The organism is Streptomyces sp. NBC_00354 (assembly GCF_036106915.1).
In the GTDB taxonomy this organism is placed as follows: domain Bacteria; phylum Actinomycetota; class Actinomycetes; order Streptomycetales; family Streptomycetaceae; genus Streptomyces.
This window is the reverse complement of record NZ_CP107983.1, coordinates 3,368,390-3,386,355: the sequence shown is the minus strand read 5'-3', so window position 1 is coordinate 3,386,355 and position 17,966 is coordinate 3,368,390. Positions and strand designations below refer to the sequence as shown.

Sequence of the window (17,966 nt, the reverse complement as noted above, 5' to 3'; positions counted from 1 at the left end):
GAAGGAAGCACCACATGGACGTCATCTCCGTCATCCGCACCAAGCGGGATCGCGGCGAGCTGAGCCCCGAGCAGATCGACTGGGTCATCGACGCGTACACGCGCGGTGTCGTCGCCGACGAGCAGATGTCGGCGCTGGCGATGGCCATCCTGCTGAACGGCATGAACCGGTCCGAGATCAAGCGCTGGACCGCCGCGATGATCGCGTCGGGCGAGCGGATGAACTTCGACTCGCTGTCCCGCCCGACCGCCGACAAGCACTCCACGGGCGGCGTCGGCGACAAGATCACCCTCCCGCTGGCCCCGCTCGTCGCCGCGTGCGGCGCGGCCGTTCCGCAGCTGTCGGGCCGCGGCCTCGGCCACACCGGCGGCACCCTGGACAAGCTGGAGTCGATCCCCGGCTGGCGCGCGCTGCTCTCCAACGAGGAGATGCTGCACGTCCTCGACACCACCGGCGCGGTCATCTGCGCGGCGGGCGACGGCCTGGCCCCCGCCGACAAGAAGCTGTACGCGCTGCGCGACGTGACGGGCACCGTCGAGGCCATCCCGCTGATCGCCTCCTCGATCATGTCGAAGAAGATCGCCGAGGGCACCGGCTCGCTCGTCCTCGACGTGAAGGTCGGCACCGGCGCGTTCATGAAGAACATCGAGGACGCGCGCGAGCTGGCCTCGACGATGGTCGCCCTCGGTACGGACAGCGGCGTCAAGACGATCGCCCTGCTCACCGACATGTCCACCCCGCTCGGCCTGACCGCCGGCAACGCGCTGGAGATCCGCGAGTCGGTCGAGGTCCTGGCCGGCGGCGGCCCCTCCGACGTCGTCGAGCTGACCCTGGCGCTGGCCCGCGAGATGCTGGACGCGGCGGGCATCAAGGACGCCGACCCGGCCAAGGCGCTGGCCGACGGCTCCGCGATGGACGTCTGGCGCCGGATGATCGCGGCCCAGGGCGGCGACCCGGACGCGGCCCTCCCGGTGGCCCGCGAGCAGCACGTCGTCACCGCCCCCGAGTCCGGCGTGCTGACCCGCCTGGACGCGTACGGCGTCGGCGTCGGCGCCTGGCGCCTGGGCGCCGGCCGCGCGCGCAAGGAGGACCCGGTGCAGGCGGGCGCCGGCATCGAGCTGCACGCCAAGCCGGGCGACACCGTGGTGGCCGGCCAGCCGCTGATGACGCTGCACACGGACACCCCGGAGAAGTTCGACTACGCCCTGGCCTCCCTGGAGGGCACGTACGACATCGCCCCGGCCGGCACGGCGTTCTCCGCCACGCCGATCGTGCTGGACCGCATCGCCTGACCTGCGGCTTTCCTTTCGGGTGAACGGGACCGGTGGACCTGCGCCGGTCCCGTTCGGCATGCTGGGATCGGTGCCAACAGCTTGAGGAGCACACCATGAGCGCACTCACCGTCCAGCACGAGTCACGAGGTGGCGACGGCTGGGAGGACCTGGTCCGGCTCTGGGAGGAGTCGGACTGGCCGGAGGGCTGCAAGGTGGAGATCATCGAGGGGATCATCACCGTGGCACCGACGCCCGCAAACATGCACAACCTGATCACTGCCAAGGTGCAGCGGCAGCTATACACAGTCCTTCCCGACGACTGGGACATCCATCAGACGCAGAGCGTCGTCGTTCCGTCGCGCAGGGGACTGTTCATCCCGGACCTCCTGGTCCTGCCTTCCGCCGTCTTGTCGGAGTCCGGATCCGACTCCGAACACCACGTGCCCGCCGCCGTGGCGGAACTCGTCGTCGAGGTCACCTCCCCCTCGAATGCCTCGCACGACCGCATCGCGAAAGCTGCCGGATACGCGCAGGCGGGTGTTCCGTTCTACCTCCTCATCGACGCGTTCGCCACGGGCGGGCCCACCGTCACGCTGTACGGCGAGCCGGGCGGCGGCGTCTATCGGCTCCTCCGGGCCGGCAAGTTCGGGGAGACCTTCCACCTGCCCGAGCCGTTCGACCTCAAACTGGACACGTCCGCCTTCCCCACCCCGTGAGCGGGACCGCCCAGCGCCGATGAGTTCCGGCTGCCCGGGCAGTCACCCCCTCGTGGAGATCACCCGACTCGTCCTGCCCGGACCCAGCCCGACCGCGCGTGATGCCGTACTGCTGTGCGCCCGCCTGGCCCGGCTCTGCGACGCCGGGGCGACGGAGGTGGTGTGCGATGCCGCCGCCGTCACCGACCCGGACCTGGGCGCCGTCGAAGCACTGGCCCGGCTGCGGCTCGCCGCGCGGGGCCGGCCGCTCCGGGTGGCCGGCGCCCCGCCCGCCCTACGCGCCCTGCTGGAGCTCGTCGGACTCCTCCAGCTGCTCGGGGAGGCCGAAGAGCGGGAACCACCGGTCGGTGTCCAGGAAGGCGTTGAGCCCGGTGATCCGCCCGTCTGAAATCTCCAGCACCTGGAGTGCCCACGGCACGTGACCCGGCTTCCCGTCCTCCCGCGGCCGGTACTGGCCGAAGGCCGGCAGGCCGTTCGCCGTGGTCGGGACGAGGCGGGAGCCCTTGCAGCCGATGCCCTGGTTCAGATGCCACGCCGCGATGTCCGCATGCCCCTGGAGCCACAGGTCGAACGGCGGCATCGACAGCACCGCGTCCTCGTGCAGCAGGGTGGTCAGCCGCGAGATGTCGTACGCCTCGAAGGCCGAGAGGTACTGCTCCAGCAGCTTCACCTGCTCCGCGTCCAGCGGGTCCGCCGCGTCGCTCTCGCGCATGCGGGTGGCGGACATCGTGGCCCGGGCCCGCTGCAGGGCGCTGTTCACCGAGGCCACCGTCGTGTCGAGCAGCGTCGCGACCTCGTCCGCCTTCCACGCCAGCACCTCGCGCAGGATCAGCACCGCCCGCTGCTTCGCCGGAAGGTGCTGCAGCGCCGCCACGAACGCGAGGCGTACGGATTCCTTCGCCAGCGCCATCTCGGCCGGATCGGCGGTCTGCGGCAGCACCCGCCCGTCCGGCACCGGCTCCAGCCACGTGACCTCCGGCCGCTCGTTGAGCACCGCCGAGGCCTGGTGCTGCGGGGCGCTGAGGTCCATCGGGCGGGCCCGCTTGTTCCCCGCGCTCAGCAGGTCCAGGCAGACGTTGGTGGCGATGCGGTACAGCCACGAGCGCAGCGAGGACCGGCCCTCGAACTTCTCGAAGCTGCGCCAGGCGCGGACGTACGTGTCCTGCACCGCGTCCTCGGCGTCGAAGGAGGAGCCGAGCATGCGGTAGCAGTAGCCGGTGAGCTCGACCCGGTAGCGGTCCATCGCCGCATCCAGGTCGGACTCGATGCCCGTGGCGAGGTCACTCATGGCTGTCTTCCCCCAGTCGGTCCGATATATCGAAAACTACCGGAGGGGTCTGACAACGGCAGCCGGAAAGCCCTGCCTAGGTACCGGGCTTGCGGCCGTACACGTACACGTCGTCGCCCTTGACCAGCAGGTTCCAGTACGCCTTCGCGTCCGCGGCCCGCATGTTCACGCAGCCGCCGGACCCCGGCGGGTTCCACATGCTCTTGTCGACGGAGTGGAAGGCGATCCCGTTGTCGAAGAACTGCGCGTACGGCATCGCCACGTCGTAGATCGTCGACCAGTGGTCGATGCTGCGGTAGTAGATCCGCTTCAGCCCGGTCCGGGTCTCGGTGCCGTCCTTCCCGGTGCGGACCGGCACCGGCCCGTACTTCAGCATGGCGCCGTCCTGGACCCAGCTGAGCTGGCGGGTGAGGTCGACGCAGGCGATCCGGCCCAGATTCACCGGGCACTTCCCGTCCTTGTTCGGCGTCGTGCCCGCCGCCCGCTGCGCCAGCATCGTGCTCATCGTCTGCCAGGTCAGCGGCCCCGCGTACCCCGCGGTCGGGGTGATCCCGTGCTTCGCCTGGAACGCCTTGACCGCCTGGCAGTCGGCCGCGGACTGCCACCCGTCGACCGGCCGACCCAGGAACTGCTCCGCCTCCCGCTGGTACGGCCCCGTGGTCACGTTGCACGAGCCGGCGGCCTGCGCCGCCCCGCCCCCGCCGACCACCAGCGGGGCCGCGAGCGCCACCACCCCGCAGACCACCGCCGCCGCACGTCGCCCCGTACGCATCCGCCCCGTACGCATCCGCATGGATTTCACGCCGGACTCCCTCCCACCTCCTCATGCCTTCCCGGCGAGGAGGGGCAACGCGCCGGAGCCCGGGGCGGCTTGCGCTTCCGGGCTCCGTAATTCCGCTCGTACCGATGCCGTACGGGCGATCCGCGCGCGGCCGTATCAGCGTGCGGCCGCCAGCGAGGTGAGGCGGCGCTCCGCGCGGGCCGCGTGCGAGCCGTACAGGGTGATCGAGACGACGCCGAGCACGGCCAGCAGCGCAATGCCCACCGTGGCCGCCCAGCCCGCCGAGTGGTAGGCGAGCGCGCCGAGCGTGCCGCCCGCGCTGGAGCCCAGGTAGTACGCCGACTGGTACAGCGCCGAGGCCTGCGCGCGGCCCGACGTCGCGGTCCGGCTCACCGCGGCGGACGCCACCGCGTGGCCCGCGAAGAAGCCCGCGGTGATCAGGACCAGGCCGAGCAGGATCGCGGCGAGCGAGTCCGCCAGGGACAGCAGCAGGCCCAGCGCGGTCGTGGTCACCGCCAGGTACAGCGCGCCGCGCCGCCCCGTCCGGGCCACCAGCTGCCCGGCGGCGGCCGAGGAGACCGTACCGACCAGGTAGATCAGGAAGATCGAGCCGATCACGCCCTGCCCGAGGGAGAACGGCTCGTCGACCAGCCGGTAGCCGATGACGGTGTACACGGCCCCGAAGACGGTCATGAACAGCGCGCCGATCCCGTACAGGCGCAGCAGCAGCGGATCCCGCAGGTGCCCGGCGACCGTACGGCCGACCGCGCGCGGGTTCAGCGAGGCCGGGCGGAAGAACCGGGCCCGGGGGAGCAGCACCAGGAAGGCCGCCGCGCACGCCAGGGACATCAGGCCGACGGCCAGCAGCCCGCCCCGCCAGCCCCACACCTGGGCCGCCCAGCCGGTGACGAGGCGGCCGCTCATGCCGCCGATGGAATTGCCCGCCACGAACAGGCCGATCGCGCCCACCAGCGCCTTCGGCTTGACCTCCTCCGCCAGGTACGCCATCGCGGAGGCCGGGATGCCGGCGATCGCCGCACCCTGGACGGCGCGCAGCGCCACCAGCCACTCCAGGTTCGGCGCGAACGGCACCAGGAGCCCGACGCCGACGGCGACCAGCATGGAGACCGTCATCATCCGGGTCCGCCCGAAGCGCTCGGAGAGCGCGCTGAGGGGCAGGACGAACAGGGCGAGTGCGCCGGTGGCCGCGGACACGGTCCAGCTGGCCTGACCCGCCGTCACCCCGAACCCGTCGGAGATCGCGGGCAGCAGCGCCTGGGTGGAGTAGAGGAGGGCGAACGTCGCGAGTCCGGCGGCGAAGAGCGCGAGGCTCATGCGGCGGTAGCCGGGGCGGCCGGGGGAGCGGGGTTCCGGTGCGGCAGGGGACGACGGGGTGGAGGCACCCGTGGTGACGGGCGCCCCGGTATGAACGGGAGGCATGCAACGACCGTAGACCCGTCCCGTTTCATGCGTCCAATGCACAGAATCGCGATAATCAATCCACTGATGCATGACCGCAGCTCAGAGGGGTGCCTGTAAATGAACCGTTACGAAGAAGACATCGCTGTGACAGGTTTGCTGGCCCCGCGCCTGGCGTACTTCGCCGCCGTCGCCCGCCACGAGCACGTCACCCGCGCCGCGCACGAGCTGGGCGTCCCGCAGTCCACCCTGTCCCGGGCCATGGTCCGGCTCGAACAGGACCTCGGCGTCGCGCTGTTCGCCCGCAAGGGCCGCACCGTCGCGCTCACCACGGCCGGCCGGACCTTCCTCGCGTCGGCCGAGCGGGCCCTCGCCGAAATCGCCCGCGCCGCCGAGTCGGTGCAGCAGGACGCCGACCCGGCCTTCGGCAAGGTGGCGTTCGGCTTCCTCCACACCCTCGGCCCCGAGACCGTACCCGGCCTGATCCGCGCCTTCCGCGCCGACCACCCGCGCGTGCGCTTCTCCCTGGTGCAGAACTACGGCGAGGCCATGCTCGAGAAGCTGCGGGCCGGCGAGCTCGACCTCTGCCTGACCTCACCGCTCCCCGATGCCCCCGACCTGGTCGCCCGCCGCCTGGACGTGCAGCGGCTGCGCCTGGTGGTCCCCGACGACCACCGCCTGGCCACCCGCAAGCGCATCCGCCTCGCCGAGGCCGCCGAGGAAACCTTCGTCACCCTGGAGCCGGGCTACGGCATGCGCCGCATCACCGACGACCTGTGCGCGGAGGCCGGGTTCACCCCGCGCGTGGCCTTCGAGGGCGAGGAGGCCGAGACCCTGCGCGGCCTGGTCGCGGCAGGCCTCGGCGTGGCCCTGCTGCCGCCGCCGGCCGTGGCCCGCCCCGGCGTGGTCGAGCTGACGGTGACGGCTCCGCGCGCGGTCCGCGAGATCGGCGTCGCCTGGCTCGACGGCCACCCCGACACCCCGCCGGTCGCCGAGTTCAAGCGCTTCCTGCTGTCCCGTCGCGGCCGGCTGATCCCGGAGCTGCACGGCTGGCACCCCGGTCAGGATCCGGCTTCGTCCCCGGAGGCGGCGGCGGGAGGCGCCGCCGAGGAGAGCAAATAGCCCGCCTGGAAACGCGACTTGGCGCCCACTGCCCGCATGATCTCCGCGATGTGGCGCTGGCAGGTCCGCTCCGACATGCCCAGCCGGCGCGCGATCACCTTGTCCTCCAGACCCTCCGACAGCAGCCGCACGATCGTCTGCCGCAGCTCGTCCGAGAGCGAGCGGGCCGCGTCCGGGCTCACCGTCGTGGGGAACGGCTCCGCTTCCACCCAGCACCGCTCGAACGCCGACGTCATGAAGTGCACGACCGCCGGCTCGCGCACCACCAGCGCCGCCCCGCTGCGGTCCGGTACCGCCATCAGCCCCGTGTGCCCGTCGAAGACCAGCATCCGCATCAGGGCGTCGCCCAGCGTCCGCACCTGCGCGCCCAGCGCCGTCACCCGCTCCACGTACGCCGCCGTGGGCCGCGAGTAGCGGGCCGTGTGCTGGTAGATCGTGCGCATCCGCACCCCGCGTGCCAGCAGCGACTCGTCCCGCCCGATCGCCTCCTCCAGCGTCTCCACCGGCCGGCCCCCGCCCGGCTGCGAGGTCAGCAGCTCCCGCTCGCACCCCGCGACCAGCTCCGCGATCAGCCCGCGCACCGCTCCCAGGTCCGTGATCAGCTCCAGCTTCGCCCGCCCCGACCCGTTGCGTTCGAGGTGAGCCGCCCCCGCCTCGTACGCCGGGACCAGCGTCTCCAGCCGCCCGCGCAGCCGGTCCATCTCGTCGTGGGTCTCCCGTACGAGCAGGGCCAGCGGGGCCAGCGCCCGGGCCGCCGCCGCCCGCGGCGCCACGGCGCTCCACCGCTCCGGACCGTCGCCGGAGGCCCGCTGGAGCAGGTGCGCGGCGGCCAGCTCGGTGATCGCCGCGGCCGCCCGCGCCCCGAGGGCCTCGGTGGCCTCGGCCGCGGCGAACGAATGCCGCTCCACGGCGTACGCGTACAGCCGCCGGGCGGCGCGGCTCAGGTCGCCCCCGCGTGGCTGGTCGGCTTCGTCGGCTGGCATATGCGTATTCGTCCCGGCTTGCGGATGTTTGTAAACCCCTCGTGTTCCCGCAAGGCGGCAAGACGACCCCCGATCGGGCGTCTTCCGGATATACCGAACCGGCACAGTGTTCACACCGGGTGAAGGGGGAAACGCGGTGACGGGGGAGCGGGAGCTGGTTCGCAGGACCGGGCGGGGGCCCATGGCGGTCCTGCCGAGCCGGCGCCCCGCCGTGGTGGTCGCGCCGGGCGCACCTCCCAGCGGTAGCTGGGGGAGGTCCGCCGGTGCCCTCCGACCGTGAGGGGACGGAGCGGCGGGTACGGACGGACCGGCGCGACCACCGCCGCCCGGCGTGCACCGGGCTGTGACCCTGCTCGGACAGCCGGTACCCCTCACCCCGGATTCACACGGGATTCACGTACCGCCGCCACCGTGGAGGGATGGCCCTCACGAGACGTGAAGTTCTGGCGACCGGTGCGTCCGGTGCCGCCGCAGCCGCCGCCCCGCACCTGTCCGCCCCCTCGCCGGACACCCGGATCCTGACCGGCACGATCCCCCCGGGCGCCCCGGACTTCGTCGAGATACCCCTCGATGTGCCGCGCGGCGTACGCGAGTTAAGAGTGGCGTACACGTACGGGAAGCCGCCCGTACCGCCCGGCACCCCCGGAAATGCCCTCGACATCGGCATCTTCGACCAGCACGGCACCGCCCTCGGCGGCCGCGGCTTCCGCGGCTGGTCGGGCGGCGCCCGCAGCGAGTTCTTCCTGCGCGCCGACGACGCGACCCCCGGCTACGTGCCCGGCCCGATCGAAGCCGGCCGCTGGCACATACTGCTCGGCCCGTACACCGTGGCCCCGCAGGGGCTCCCGTACGAGATCACCGCACGCTTCACCTTCGGGGACCCGGGCCGCACCCCCCGCCCCGTCTACCCGCCCCAGCGGGCCCGCGGCCGCGGCCGGGCCTGGTACCGGGGCGACTGCCACATCCACTCGGTGCACTCCGACGGGCGCCGCACCCCGGCCGAGATCGCCGGCCTCGCCCGGGCCGCCGGCCTGGACTTCATCAACTCCTCGGAGCACAACACCCACTCCGCGCACGCCGCCTGGGCCGACGCGCTCTCCCCGGACCTGCTGATCCTGACCGGCGAGGAGATCACCACCCGCACCGGCCACGTCCTGGCGGTCGGCACCGACCCCGGGACCTTCGTCGACTGGCGCTACCGGGCCCGCGAGGGCCGCTTCGGCCGGTTCGCCCGTGCCATACGGGGCGCAGGCGGGCTGGTCGTGCCCGCCCACCCGCACGCCACCTGCATCGGCTGCGCCTGGAAGTTCGGCTTCGGCGAGGCCGACGCGGTCGAGGTCTGGAACGGCCCGTGGACCCCGGACGACGAGGTCTCCCTGGCCTCCTGGGACGCCACCCTGCGCGGCGCCGACGGCGAGCGTTGGCTGCCGGCCATGGCCAACAGCGACCACCACCGCGATCCGGACCGCATCGGCGGCCCGCAGACCGTGGTCCTCGCCGAGGACCTGACCCGGGAGGCCGTCCTCGCCGGGATACGGGCCGGCCGGTCCTACGCCGCGGAATCCGCGCAGGTCACGGTCGGCTTCGAGGCCGTCGCAGGGCGCGGGGAGCATGCCGGCATCGGGGAGCGCCTGCGGGTGGCCCCGGACGCGGACGTGCTGATCCGGCTCACGGTCACGGGCGCCCCGGGCTGCGAACTACGGCTGATCACCGATCAGGGCCTGGCCGTCACGGCCCCCGACGCCACCACCCTGGAATGGCACACCACCCCGGCCCGCTCCGCCTACGTCCGGGCCGAGGTCCGCCACCCCGCCGCGGCCCCGCCCCTGCCGGGCGCCCCGGCGGCGTTCACGAACCCGGTGTGGCTGCCCGCGGGGTGAGGTGACCGGCTGACGTGACCGGTGATGTGACCAGCGATGTGACCGGTGACGTGACGGGGATGTCAGGCCGGCTTCGCGTACTGGCCGAAGCCGGTCCAGTCCACCGCGACGCACCGCTCGTCGCCGACGACCCAGGCGTCGTGTCCGGGCGCGATCTCCATGAGGTCGCCGGGGCCGTACTCCTCACTGCTCCCGTCGTCCATGACGACCTTCATCCGGCCGCTCACCACGTAACCCGTGTGCGCGGCCTCGCAGCTGTCCGTGCCCACCAGCGGCTTGATGTGTTCCGACCAGCGCCAGCCCGGCTCGAAGACCGCGCGGCCCACGGCGCCGCCGTCCGTCTGGATCACGTCGAGCCTGCCCTTGCCGTCTTCGAACGGACGGGTCTCGTCCGCCTGGTCGAAGCTCTTGCGCACGATCCCGGCCATGCCGAACCGCCTCCCGCAGAGAAGGACCCCGAGTTCACTCCTCACCATACGTCCGGCGGCCGGGCGCCTCATCCGCTCGCGGCCCGGCCCCCGCAGGTCAGCCCCGCAGCGACCGTCCGAACCCGGAGGCGAGCGGCATCCGCAGCCCCAGCGGAGGCGGCGCCGCCAGCGCGTCCGTCACAGGCCGCGAGTACCGCCCCGAGAACATCGCCCCCAGGACGAAATCCACGGACAGCGCCACGACTTCCGCCTGGTGCTCCCGCAGCCGGTGCCCGTCCGAGTGGACCTCGAACCGGCACGTCGCCCGGTTCGCCTTCTTCGCCTGCGCCGCCAGCCGAAACGATGCTTCAGGATCGCTGTGCGCATCGTTCGTCCCGTGCACGATCAGCACCTGCCGCCCCGACAGCTGCTTCACCGGTTCCGGGGAATCCGCCGAGACCACCTCGCCTAAGGAAGGGGCAAGCGCCAGCACCGAGTTGACGGCATCGTGGCCCGCCGCCCGCAGCGCCGCCCGGCCGCCCGCGTCGTAGCCGACGAGGCACACCGGCACGTCCCCGTACCGGCGCACCACCTCGTCGGCCGCCCACCGGGCGTCGTCCTCCCGGCAGGCCCCCCGGCCGTGCAGGACCGTGTGCGCGACCAGCCCGTCCGCTCCGCCCGCCCGGGCCAGTGCCCGCGCGAGCGGGCGCACCGGACCGGGGAACAATCTGGACGTTCCGGGGAGCAGGAGGACCGCTCCGTTGACTGTGCTTCCCGTCGAGACCGAGCCGTTCGCGCCGGCCGCCCGCCCCAGGCGGGCCCCGCGCGCCGGCGGCGCATGCTGTGCCATGGCGGAACATTCTCAGACTGACAGGTGTACGCGACCCGTCCGTACGGTCTCTGTTGCGTATCGACCCCTGTCGCCGACGCGCTGCTCTACGCGCGTAGGAGTAGAGTGCCCGGATGACGAGCGAGACCCCCAACCTGCCGACCCCGGATCAGATCCGCCGCTCCCCGAAGGTGCTGCTCCACGACCACCTCGACGGTGGCCTGCGCCCCGGGACCATCATCGAGCTGGCCCGCGAGGCCGGCTACGAGAGCCTTCCCGAGACGGACGCCGACAAGCTCGGCATCTGGTTCCGCGAAGCCGCCGACTCCGGCTCCCTGCCCCGCTATCTGGAGACGTTCGCGCACACGTGCGCCGTCATGCAGACGAAGGCGGCGCTGTTCCGTGTCGCCGCCGAGTGCGCCGAGGACCTGGCCGAGGACGGCGTCGTGTACGCCGAGATCCGCTACGCCCCCGAGCAGCACCTGGAAGCCGGCCTGACCCTCGAAGAGGTCGTCGAGGCAGTGAACGACGGCTTCCGCGAGGGCGAGCGCCGCGCGAAGGCGAGCGGCCGCCGCATCCGCGTCGGCGCGCTGCTCACCGCGATGCGCCACGCCGCCCGCGCCCTGGAGATCGCCGAATTGGCGAACCGCTACCGCGACAACGGCGTGGTCGGCTTCGACATCGCCGGCGCCGAGGCCGGGTTCCCTCCCACCCGCCACCTCGATGCGTTCGAGTACCTCAAGCGCGAGAACAACCACTTCACCATTCACGCGGGCGAGGCCTTCGGTCTGCCGTCGATCTGGCAGGCCCTGCAGTGGTGCGGCGCCGACCGCCTGGGCCACGGCGTGAAGATCATCGATGACATCGAGGTCGCCGCCGACGGCTCGGTGAAGCTGGGCCGGCTGGCCTCGTACGTCCGGGACAAGCGCATCCCCCTGGAGATGTGCCCCACCTCGAACCTGCAGACCGCCGCGGCCGCCTCGTACGCCGAGCACCCGATCGGCCTGCTGCGCAAGCTGCACTTCCGCCTGACGGTCAACACCGACAACCGGCTGATGAGCGGCACCAGCATGAGCCGCGAGTTCGAGCACCTGGTCGACACCTTCGGCTACACGCTCGACGACATGCAGTGGTTCACCGTCAATGCGATGAAGTCCGCGTTCATTCCTTTCGATGAACGACTGGCCATGATCAACGAGGTCATCAAGCCCGGTTACGCGGAGCTGAAGTCGGAATGGCTGTTCCAGCAGACTGCTTCGACCAGCGGTTCTGTCTCGCTCTAGGCCACGGCATGACGTGAGGAAAGCGCCCGGGGACGGCAATCCCCGGGCGCTTTCTCGTATTTACGTATGTTTGCGGCCGGGGGTTTGAAGTGACTAGTTTGCGGAGCCGCTCAATTCCCCGTCGCAAGGACTAAATCTTCATGAAGAAGTCAGCTGCCAAGACTCTCGGTGCCGCCGCCCTCGGTGCCGCCTTCGTCGCCGCCGCCGCGGGTTCCGCGTCGGCCGCCGTGCCCGCCATCGGCCTGTCCGACGCCCTGGGCACCGTCACCGGCGCCACCGCTGGGCTCACGAGCCAGCAGCAGGTGAGCCCCGAGGGTGGCCAGCAGTCCAGCGACCCGGCTGCCCCCCTCAACCAGCTCACCGACGCGGTCGGCCCCACGCTCGGCGGCCTGCCCATCGGTGGCGCGCTCGGCGGCTGATCCCCGCCGGATCCGCACGCGGATCCGTCCGCGACTCGTCCGCGATTCGTCCGCGGATTCTTCGCACACGCACGCACGTGGCGCACGCCGGTTCGATCGGGTGTGTGCCGCGTCGTGCCGTGTGCCACGATCACCACCAACTGCCCGCCGACGCACTGGGTATGAGGTCATCGGTCATGCGCTTGAACGCACGAGTCACGGTCGCAGCGGCCACCGCCGCCCTGCTCCCCGCCCTCCTCCTGGGAGCCGTGGGATGCAGCAGCAAGGACGCCCCCGCGGCCGGCAAGGCGCCCGACCCGAAGGGCTCCGCCCCCGCCGGCTCTCCCGCCGCGTCCCCGGGCGGCGCCCCGAGCGGCTCGGCCGCACCGAAGGCCGGGGCGACCAAGCTGGAGCGCTCCGCGCTCGAACAGGGCGATCTGCCCGGCTACCAGGTCTCCGCCCAGGGCAAGAACCCGAACGCCCCCGACGGCCAGCCGCAGGCCGACCGCAAGGCCTGCCAGCCCCTGGCCGACATCATGGGCGACAAGCCCGACCCGGCCGCCCGCGAGACCGTCAACCGCGGTGTCGGCTCCCAGAAACAGGTCGGACTGGCCGTCTCCGCCTCCGTCAGCTCCTACGCCGAGAGCGACGCCAAGGCCCTGATCGCCCGGCTGAAGGACGCCGTCGCCGCCTGCGGTACGGGCTTCTCCGCCACCGTCGAGAAGCAGAGCGGCAGCTACCGCGACGTACGGCCGGCCGAGTACAAGACGGCCGGCGACGAGAGCGTCAGCTGGACCACGACCGCGGCCGCCCAGGGCGTCTCCGCGCAGGTCCACGTGGTCGTCGTACGCCAGGGCGCCACCGTCGTGCGGCTGATGGCCCTCAACGTGGCGACGGCCGCGGCCCAGCAGAAGCCGCAGGTCCCGCACGAGGTGGCGGACAAGCAGCTCGAGAAGGTCCGCAGCGCGGGCTGAGCAGCCACGGAGGTGCTACCAGGCGTTGGAGGCGGACTTCTCGTTCGGCAGGAGCACCCACAGCGCCAGGTAGATCAGGAACTGCGGGCCGGGCAGCAGGCACGAGACGACGAATATCAGGCGCATCGTATTCGCGGAAATTCCGAAGCGGCGCGCCAGTCCGGCGCAGACGCCGCCGATCCAGCGGCCGTCACGGGGGCGGGCAATGGCGCTCATGGGTTTCTCCTCTGTGGGCTCGGCGGGCCACCAGAACCGTCGGTGATGGCGGGCTCCCGCGATACCTCAATACTCCCGCGGCACTGCGGACAGAACGTCGGTCCACGGACCGAGGCCGACCCTGGGAATTCTCGGGGTAGAGCCCTGAGAGGAGCGCTGCGAGCGCTGCGAGCGCTGCGAGCGCCGCAGCCGCGCACGCAGCGCCGGTACGACGGCCGCGTGCGCGAGCACCACGCCGAGGCCGTTCAGCAGGACCGAGTCCACGTCGACCACCTGTCCGGGCACGGCGCTCTGGAGCATCTCGATGCTGAGCGAGACCAGCGCGCCCGCGGCGGCGGTCCGGCCCAGCGAGGACCACGCGGCCAGCGGCGAGGGCGCCAGGTTCCCGTTGACGAGGGGCAGCAGCACCCCGAGCGGGGCGAGCAGCGCCAGCCCCTCCCCGATCCGCCGGACCGCCTCGAGCGGTCCGTACGAGAGGTCCGCCCGGATCCCCTCCAGCGGGGTCAGATTGGCGGCGGCCGCCCAGGGCACGTCCAGGGGCCGCAGGGTCAGCCAGGCGACGAGGAGGAGATGAGCGACCAGCAGCCCCCCGCCCAGAAGTCGGAGCCGGAGGTGAATGGCGGTGGCGGCACTGCGGCCGACCTCATTGCGCTGCACACCTGCGAGGACGCAGCGCCCGGTGGCTGCGGTTCCGGTCGGATCCGGCGAGCAGGCGGCATATGACGATCCGATCGGATGAAACCCCGGCGGGTCGGTGACGCACCCGCCTCCGGTACCGCTGCGGACCCGCACAGTGGGCGCGGCCCACCGGTGGCAGCCGAAGGAGAACAGCCATGCCCGCACGACGCAGCCCCGTACGACGCACAGCGGCGAACGGCGGCGTACGACGGCCGCTGCACACGATCGTGGCCGGGTTCTGCGGCCGCGCACTGGCCGCGGCCCTCGCCGGCCTCGGCGTCCCCCGCGCTTAACCCGGGGCCGCCGGGGCCGCCGGGGCCCGCCGTCAGCGGGTGGCGAGGAGGACGATCAGGAATACCGCACCCGCGACGGCGGGCGCGATGACCTCGTACGACCACCGCACGCGCACGCTGCCCTGGGCGCCCGCCCGCGAGGCGCCGCGCTCGGCCAGCTCCCGCAGCTCGTCCACCACCTGGTCCGCGTGGGCCCGCTGCGGTTCGACGGCGGCGGCAGCGGCCGTGTCGCCGCCCTCGGGCGAGCCGAGTCCCTTGCCGGTGAGCCCGCCGCGGCGGGAGAACTGCTGCCGGTTCGCCTTCTTCCGCTCGCGCAGCGAGACCGGGACGGACCACAGCTGGTACTTCGACCCCTCGGCCAGCACCTCCGCCGAGTACCCGGCACGCACCGCGTCCACGGCGGCCCAGGGCAGCTCGATGATCCGGAACGGGTTCCGTACGCGCATCCGGTTGTCGTTGGCGAAGACCGCGGGGCGGATGGTGAAGGCCACGGTCAGCGGTACGGCCAGCAGGGCGATCGCCGCGGCGAACCACGGGGCGTTCCCCGAACCCCGCACGATCGCGTCCCCGCACAGCCACGCGATGAGCGCGAGCAGCAGAACGCCGGTGACGACGGCCATGGGGGAGCGGTAGACCCGGTCGTCGTACACCGGTTCGTCAGTGGGCTGCTGGCTGCTCATGCGCCCGATTCTGCCTCAAGCCGTCTCAGCCCACGAGATCGGCGTACACGATGATGTTGTCGGGGCGGTGGCCGTCGGTGATCTCGCCGCCGCAGGTGATCAGCCGAAGCTCGGGGCGCGCGGTGTTCCCGTACACCTTGGCGGTCGGGAAGCTCTTCTTGTCGACCTGTTCCAGCTCGCGCACCCGGAAGGCGGCGGTCGTGCCGTCCGCCCGGGAGACGGTGATCCCGTCGCCGGTGCGGATCTTCGAGACGTTGCGCAGGACGGCCGGGCCGCGCGCGGTGTCGAAGTGCCCGATCAGTACGGCAGGGCCGGTCTCGCCCGGGGTGACGGCCTTGGTGTACCAGCCGATCCGGTCCCCGTCCGCTACGGAGGGCACCTCGACGCTGCCGTCGGCGGCCAGGCCCAGTTCCAGCAGCGGGCCCCTGTCCACCCCGGCGGCGGGGATCCGCACCCGTACGGGCTCAGAGGCGGGCAGCGGGGCGACGGGCGCGGCCGCCGTCGGGGCGGACGACGCCGCGGCGGCCGGCGCGGGCGCGGTGGCCGCGGCGATGTGCGGCGCAGGCGTGGGGGCGGCCGGTGCACCGCCGCAGCCGGTCAGGGCGGCGAGGGCGAGCGGACCGAGCAGGGCGGCGGCGAGCAGGGGGCGGACGCGGTGGGCCATGGGGTGCTCCGGGAAACGGGCCCGGCGGGCCACCGTGGAGGTGGCCCGCCGGAGGCAGGAACGGGAGGGAACGGGCCGGAAAGGGAAGATCAGCCCCGGCTGCGGGCGGCGCGGCGGCCGCGGGCCAGCAGGGCCACACCCAGCCCGGCGAGGATCGCGACGAGACCCGCGCCGGCGGCCACGGTGGTGCTGTTGTCGGTGTCCTCGGCGGCGAACTCGGCCCCGGCGGCCACCCCGCCCTTGGGCACGACCACGGTCTGCGCCCCGGTCTGCGCCTTCACGTCGGCGACCGGCTTGACGGAGGTCGTGGCCGGGGTCTTGGCGGTCGGCTGCGCGGAGGGCTTGGCGGAGGGCCCGGTCGACGGCTTGGTGGTCGGCGCGCCCTTCGGCAGCAGGTAGAAGTCCGAAGCCCCCTCGCCCTTCCGGTGGACGTTGAGCCCGTAGCCGCCCGCGTCGGTGAGCGTGTACTCGGTGTCCTCGATCACCGCGCGGCGGTTGGAGAGGTCCAGCTTCGCCAGCACGCGGCCCGCCCAGCCGTCGGCCGGCTTCCAGTTGTCGCCCACGGCGCGGATCCAGACCTCGGGGCCCTCGGACTCGTTGCGCAGCACCGCGATCCGGTTCTTGCCGACGAGAACGAGTTCGCCGTCGTAGCGGTCCTTGTCCGACGAGGCCGCGGAGACCGTGTTCACGGCCGAGACCGAGGTGCCGGCCTGCGGGGCGGGCGCGGCGAGTGCGGTCGCGGCCGGCGCGAGCAGGGCCCCGGCGAGGGCGGCGGTGACGATCGAGGTGCGGAGGGCGGTACGCATAACGACTCCTGGAAGCTGTCTCGCGGGAAGGTGGGAGAGTCGCATGCCCCTTTTCTCTACGGGTTCTCTGCCGAAGCTTTCATCCGGTGAGGTCTGGCGGGCTGCTGAAGAGAAATTTACGGATCTTGTTCGACCGGACGATGGGGTTCCCGTCTTCGCCGTGTAACAGGAAAAGCGGAGGTCAGCGGTCCGCAGACGCGGACCCGGGCCGACCCCTGCCGTGCCCGGATGTGGCCAAGCCCGCACAGATGTGCGGCCGCGGGGGGTGACAGGCCGCTACGCGCGTAGATATGCTCATCTTGTGACCATGCCCACCACCCTCACCGCATTCGCTGACGTGACGACGTCCGACAGCGCGCTGCGCCGCTTCCTGTACGGGCTGCCCGGCGTAGACGCCGTCGGCCTGGAGGCCCGCGCGGCCGCGCTCGGTACCCGTTCGATCAAGACCACGGCCAAGGCGTACGCCATTGACCTGGCCATTTCGATGATCGACCTGACCACGCTTGAGGGTGCGGACACCCCGGGCAAGGTCCGAGCGCTCTCCGCCAAGGCCGCCAATCCCGACCCGACCGACCGTACGACTCCCATGACCGCCGCGGTCTGCGTCTACCCCGACATGGTGGCCACCGCCAAGGCCGCCCTGAACGGCGCCGACGTCAAGGTGGCCTCCGTCGCGACGGCCTTCCCGGCCGGCCGCGCCGCGCTGCCCGTCAAGCTCGCGGACACCCGTGACGCCGTCGCCGCCGGCGCCGACGAGATCGACATGGTCATCGACCGTGGCGCCTTCCTCGCCGGCCGCTACCTGGAGACGTACGAGCTGATCAAGGCCGTCAAGGAGGCATGCGTACGCCCCGACGGCACCGTCGCCCGCCTCAAGGTCATCTTCGAGACCGGCGAGCTGTCGACGTACGACAACATCCGCCGGGCCTCCTGGATCGGCATGCTCGCGGGCGCCGACTTCATCAAGACCTCCACCGGCAAGGTCGGCGTCAACGCCACCCCCGCCAACACGCTGCTGATGCTCGAGGCCGTCCGCGACTTCAGGGCGCAGACTGGAATCCAGATCGGCGTGAAGCCGGCCGGCGGCATCCGGACCACCAAGGACGCCATCAAGTTCCTGGTCCTGGTCAACGAGACCGTGGGCGAGGACTGGCTGACCAACCACTGGTTCCGCTTCGGCGCCTCCAGCCTGCTCAACGACCTGTTGATGCAGCGCCAGAAGCTGAGCACCGGCCGTTACTCCGGTCCCGACTACGTGACGGTGGACTGATCACC

Annotated in this window: 21 protein-coding genes; 10 read left to right on the top strand and 11 right to left on the bottom strand. The window is 72.3% G+C overall.

Annotated features, from left to right (window positions below; translation table 11 throughout):
• Window positions 1–14: 14 nt before the first annotated feature.
• The 3 genes from OHT74_RS14985 to OHT74_RS14975 all read left to right on the top strand — a co-directional run bounded on the left by OHT74_RS14985 (window position 15) and on the right by OHT74_RS14975 (window position 2,378).
• Complete coding sequence (locus OHT74_RS14985) at window positions 15–1,292, top strand: thymidine phosphorylase (protein ID WP_266664494.1); 1,278 nt, start codon at window positions 15–17, stop codon at window positions 1,290–1,292.
• 95 nt (window positions 1,293–1,387) lie between these two features.
• Window positions 1,388–1,990, top strand: coding sequence for a Uma2 family endonuclease (locus tag OHT74_RS14980; RefSeq protein WP_328620483.1), 603 nt, complete (start codon window positions 1,388–1,390; stop codon window positions 1,988–1,990).
• A 52-nt stretch (window positions 1,991–2,042) separates the two neighbouring features.
• Entirely contained in the window at window positions 2,043–2,378 is a 336-nt protein-coding gene (locus OHT74_RS14975) for an STAS domain-containing protein (RefSeq protein ID WP_328620482.1), read from the top strand.
• Here the strand turns inward: OHT74_RS14975 and OHT74_RS14970 are convergent.
• From OHT74_RS14970 to OHT74_RS14960, 3 genes are all read right to left on the bottom strand, one after another.
• Window positions 2,265–3,278 carry a sigma-70 family RNA polymerase sigma factor gene (locus OHT74_RS14970; protein ID WP_328620481.1) on the bottom strand — a complete coding sequence of 338 codons (1,014 nt, stop codon included), beginning with the start codon at window positions 3,276–3,278 and terminating at the stop codon, window positions 2,265–2,267. The genes OHT74_RS14975 and OHT74_RS14970 overlap by 114 nt on opposite strands.
• 76 nt (window positions 3,279–3,354) lie before the next feature.
• A complete protein-coding gene (locus OHT74_RS14965; protein WP_328623321.1) occupies window positions 3,355–4,071 on the bottom strand; it encodes a L,D-transpeptidase family protein in 717 nt (238 codons plus the stop codon).
• 144 nt (window positions 4,072–4,215) lie between these two features.
• Window positions 4,216–5,499 carry an MFS transporter gene (locus OHT74_RS14960; RefSeq protein ID WP_328620480.1) on the bottom strand — a complete coding sequence of 428 codons (1,284 nt, stop codon included), beginning with the start codon at window positions 5,497–5,499 and terminating at the stop codon, window positions 4,216–4,218.
• A gap of 99 nt (window positions 5,500–5,598) precedes the next feature.
• Here OHT74_RS14960 and OHT74_RS14955 point away from each other — a divergent pair, with 99 nt between their 5' ends.
• A complete protein-coding gene (locus OHT74_RS14955; RefSeq protein WP_328620479.1) occupies window positions 5,599–6,600 on the top strand; it encodes a LysR family transcriptional regulator in 1,002 nt (333 codons plus the stop codon).
• On the opposite strand, the gene OHT74_RS14950 is transcribed toward OHT74_RS14955, so the two are convergent.
• Window positions 6,540–7,583, bottom strand: a complete 1,044-nt coding sequence (locus OHT74_RS14950) for a helix-turn-helix transcriptional regulator (RefSeq protein ID WP_328620478.1) — start codon at window positions 7,581–7,583, stop codon at window positions 6,540–6,542. The two genes, OHT74_RS14955 and OHT74_RS14950, sit on opposite strands and share 61 nt — an antisense overlap.
• A gap of 419 nt (window positions 7,584–8,002) precedes the next feature.
• On the opposite strand from OHT74_RS14950, the gene OHT74_RS14945 reads away from it, so the two are divergent.
• Entirely contained in the window at window positions 8,003–9,463 is a 1,461-nt protein-coding gene (locus OHT74_RS14945; protein WP_328620477.1) for a CehA/McbA family metallohydrolase, read from the top strand.
• Between the two features lie 62 nt (window positions 9,464–9,525).
• Here the strand turns inward: OHT74_RS14945 and OHT74_RS14940 are convergent, their stop codons facing one another.
• Window positions 9,526–9,891 (bottom strand): cupin domain-containing protein, encoded by a 366-nt coding sequence (locus OHT74_RS14940; RefSeq protein ID WP_266664478.1) that lies wholly within the window; start codon window positions 9,889–9,891, stop codon window positions 9,526–9,528.
• A gap of 97 nt (window positions 9,892–9,988) precedes the next feature.
• A complete protein-coding gene (locus OHT74_RS14935; RefSeq protein ID WP_328620476.1) occupies window positions 9,989–10,720 on the bottom strand; it encodes an alpha/beta hydrolase in 732 nt (243 codons plus the stop codon).
• A 113-nt stretch (window positions 10,721–10,833) separates the two neighbouring features.
• Between OHT74_RS14935 and OHT74_RS14930 the strand changes: the two genes are divergently transcribed.
• The 3 genes from OHT74_RS14930 (at window position 10,834) to OHT74_RS14920 (ending at window position 13,354) form a co-directional block, all read left to right on the top strand.
• On the top strand, window positions 10,834–11,982 hold the full coding sequence (locus tag OHT74_RS14930) for an adenosine deaminase (protein WP_266664474.1): 1,149 nt from the start codon (window positions 10,834–10,836) through the stop codon (window positions 11,980–11,982).
• A 140-nt stretch (window positions 11,983–12,122) separates the two neighbouring features.
• The gene (locus tag OHT74_RS14925) at window positions 12,123–12,401 is read left to right on the top strand and encodes a hypothetical protein (RefSeq protein WP_266664472.1); all 279 of its coding nucleotides are present in this window, start codon (window positions 12,123–12,125) and stop codon (window positions 12,399–12,401) included.
• Window positions 12,402–12,577: 176 nt separating this feature from the next.
• Window positions 12,578–13,354 carry a hypothetical protein gene (locus OHT74_RS14920; protein ID WP_266664470.1) on the top strand — a complete coding sequence of 259 codons (777 nt, stop codon included), beginning with the start codon at window positions 12,578–12,580 and terminating at the stop codon, window positions 13,352–13,354.
• A gap of 15 nt (window positions 13,355–13,369) precedes the next feature.
• Here the strand turns inward: OHT74_RS14920 and OHT74_RS14915 are convergent, their stop codons facing one another.
• Both OHT74_RS14915 and OHT74_RS14910 read right to left on the bottom strand, forming a co-directional pair.
• Window positions 13,370–13,570 carry a PspC domain-containing protein gene (locus tag OHT74_RS14915; RefSeq protein ID WP_266664468.1) on the bottom strand — a complete coding sequence of 67 codons (201 nt, stop codon included), beginning with the start codon at window positions 13,568–13,570 and terminating at the stop codon, window positions 13,370–13,372.
• Between the two features lie 66 nt (window positions 13,571–13,636).
• The gene (locus OHT74_RS14910; protein WP_266664466.1) at window positions 13,637–14,227 is read right to left on the bottom strand and encodes a VanZ family protein; all 591 of its coding nucleotides are present in this window, start codon (window positions 14,225–14,227) and stop codon (window positions 13,637–13,639) included.
• Between the two features lie 176 nt (window positions 14,228–14,403).
• Here OHT74_RS14910 and OHT74_RS14905 point away from each other — a divergent pair, with 176 nt between their 5' ends.
• Entirely contained in the window at window positions 14,404–14,541 is a 138-nt protein-coding gene (locus OHT74_RS14905; RefSeq protein WP_266664464.1) for a hypothetical protein, read from the top strand.
• Window positions 14,542–14,573: 32 nt separating this feature from the next.
• Here the strand turns inward: OHT74_RS14905 and OHT74_RS14900 are convergent, their stop codons facing one another.
• The 3 genes from OHT74_RS14900 to OHT74_RS14890 form a co-directional block, all read right to left on the bottom strand.
• Window positions 14,574–15,221 carry a PH domain-containing protein gene (locus tag OHT74_RS14900; protein WP_266664462.1) on the bottom strand — a complete coding sequence of 216 codons (648 nt, stop codon included), beginning with the start codon at window positions 15,219–15,221 and terminating at the stop codon, window positions 14,574–14,576.
• Window positions 15,222–15,246: 25 nt separating this feature from the next.
• Complete coding sequence (locus OHT74_RS14895; protein ID WP_328620475.1) at window positions 15,247–15,885, bottom strand: class F sortase; 639 nt, start codon at window positions 15,883–15,885, stop codon at window positions 15,247–15,249.
• 89 nt (window positions 15,886–15,974) lie between these two features.
• On the bottom strand, window positions 15,975–16,691 hold the full coding sequence (locus OHT74_RS14890; protein WP_328620474.1) for a hypothetical protein: 717 nt from the start codon (window positions 16,689–16,691) through the stop codon (window positions 15,975–15,977).
• A gap of 307 nt (window positions 16,692–16,998) precedes the next feature.
• On the opposite strand from OHT74_RS14890, the gene deoC reads away from it, so the two are divergent.
• Complete coding sequence (gene deoC, locus OHT74_RS14885; protein WP_266664451.1) at window positions 16,999–17,961, top strand: deoxyribose-phosphate aldolase; 963 nt, start codon at window positions 16,999–17,001, stop codon at window positions 17,959–17,961.
• Window positions 17,962–17,966: the final 5 nt, after the last annotated feature.